Source organism: Neisseria sp. P0001.S005, from assembly GCF_051963715.1.
Map to the genome: position 1 here is coordinate 1 of NZ_JBQCTZ010000361.1, position 1936 is coordinate 1936.

Consider the following 1936-nt stretch of genomic DNA (forward strand, 5'->3'; position numbering starts at 1 on the left):
GAGACGGGTGTTTTTGTGCATGTTCATGTTTCAGTATTCTCCTGGAAATACTGTAAACAACGCTACTAATTTCTACAGGGTTGAAATCCTCCCGTTTCGTTTGCACCGCATTGGTTTCCGCGCTGATGATGACCGCAGGTTATGCCAATGCCGGACCTGGTATTTTTATCAATGATGGTACTGATGACGGATGTATCGTTACCAGTGATGAATCGATAAGAAGAAACGCGCTGTTCTTTCTGGTTAATAACAACTTGGAATGGGCGGCCGGGCAGGCCAGCGGCGGCAATATGCCGAGTGTAAATGCTTTTCGGGATAAATGTAGATCCGGAGATGCGGCCAGTCAAACCAACCGTGCCCTGTTCTATGGTGATGCGGGCGGTGCGGGCAGCAAACACCTTTCGCTCGGTGGCCGTTTGGATGTAAATAGCGGCATTATCGGCTTGGGTGACCGTGCCGCAGGCAATAACAGTATCCGCATTGGTAGCGGCAATACTTTGCAGGCTGCCAATAGTCAATCGAATTCCGTTGCTATCGGTAATGACGTGGAAACCAAAGCTGCCCTGGCTGTTGGCATCGGCTCGGCCGCCAAGGCCAATGGAGTGCAGTCTGTAGCTGTCGGCAACAGCGTGGAGTCTTCCGGATATTATTCCGTAGCCATCGGTACTTCCGCTCGTGCGAATGCGGCACAAACTGTGGCTTTGGGTAACAATGCCAACGCCGCAGGCGAGGATGCGCTGGCTATTGGTCGTAGTGCCAACGCGCAGGCGAAAGACTCCATCGCATTCGGTCGTAGCTCTCAGGCAGCTGCCAAGGGTGTTGCCATTGGTTCGGATGCCAGCGCTGCCGTGGCCAATTCTGTTGCCTTAGGTTCAGGTACGACTGCCGTTGCTGCTACCAACCAGTCTGGAACGAAAAATGTAAACGGACTGAACTATACATATGTCGGCGATTCCGCCAATAGTTCTGTGACCGTTGGCAACCGTCAAATCAAACAGGTAGGGGCGGGCGAAGTTTCGGCTGCTTCCACCGATGCGATTAACGGTAGCCAGCTTTACGCCACCCAAAATGTAATCGGCAATATCGGTAAAGGTGTGGCTACTAATTTGGGCGGCGGCGCGGCCTTGAAACCAGATGGTACGTTTACCGCTCCCACCTACAACCTGACTGATGCCAACGGTAATGCGGTTAGCAAAAATAATGTCGGCGACGCGCTGAACGTATTGGACAGCCGTTTGAATACTGTGGGCGGCGGTTTTCAGGTGGCCGCTGCTACTGGTACGACGCAAACTGTGAAACCGGGCAATACGCTCAAATTTATTGACGGTACAAATACCACCACTGAGGTATCGACCGACGGCGCGGGCGTAACTACCGTGAAAATCAATGCCACTGCAGTTGCGCTGACCAACAACGCCACTACCGGCCAAGTGAACGCGCCTACCGCTGCGGATGCAAACAAAGCCGCTACTGCAGGCAGCGTGGCTGCGGCCATCAATACTGCGGTTGGAAAAAGCGGTTTCAATGTGGAAGGCGGTTCTGTTGCCGGCGGCACTGCCACCGGTACGGCTACAAGCAGGGTAAATAATAACGATACTGTCAAACTGCAGGCTGGCAAAAACATTGCATTGGTACAAAACGGTAAAGAGTTTACCTTCGGTACTGTCGAGGAGATGGAGGTAACCAGTATTAAGGCCGGAACGGCCGGCGCTGACGCTAAGCTGGATCGCGACGGTTTGACCATCACTTCTACTTCTTCAGGCGACCCGGTCAAATTGACCAATAACGGTCTGAATAATGGCGGCCACACAATCGTCGGTGTCGCTGCAGGTGCGGTTAACGCGACCAGTACCGATGCCGTGAACGGCAGCCAGTTGTACAAAACTGCCAATTCCACAGCCACCCACTTGGGCGGCGGATCGGCAGTTCAGGCCGA

General features: G+C 53.4%; 1 pseudogene. It reads left to right on the plus strand.

Features of this window, described 5'->3' with window-relative positions:
* Positions 1 to 80: 80 nt before the first annotated feature.
* Positions 81 to 1936 (plus strand): annotated as a pseudogene (locus ACTHSP_RS20140) (hypothetical protein); the annotation flags it as partial.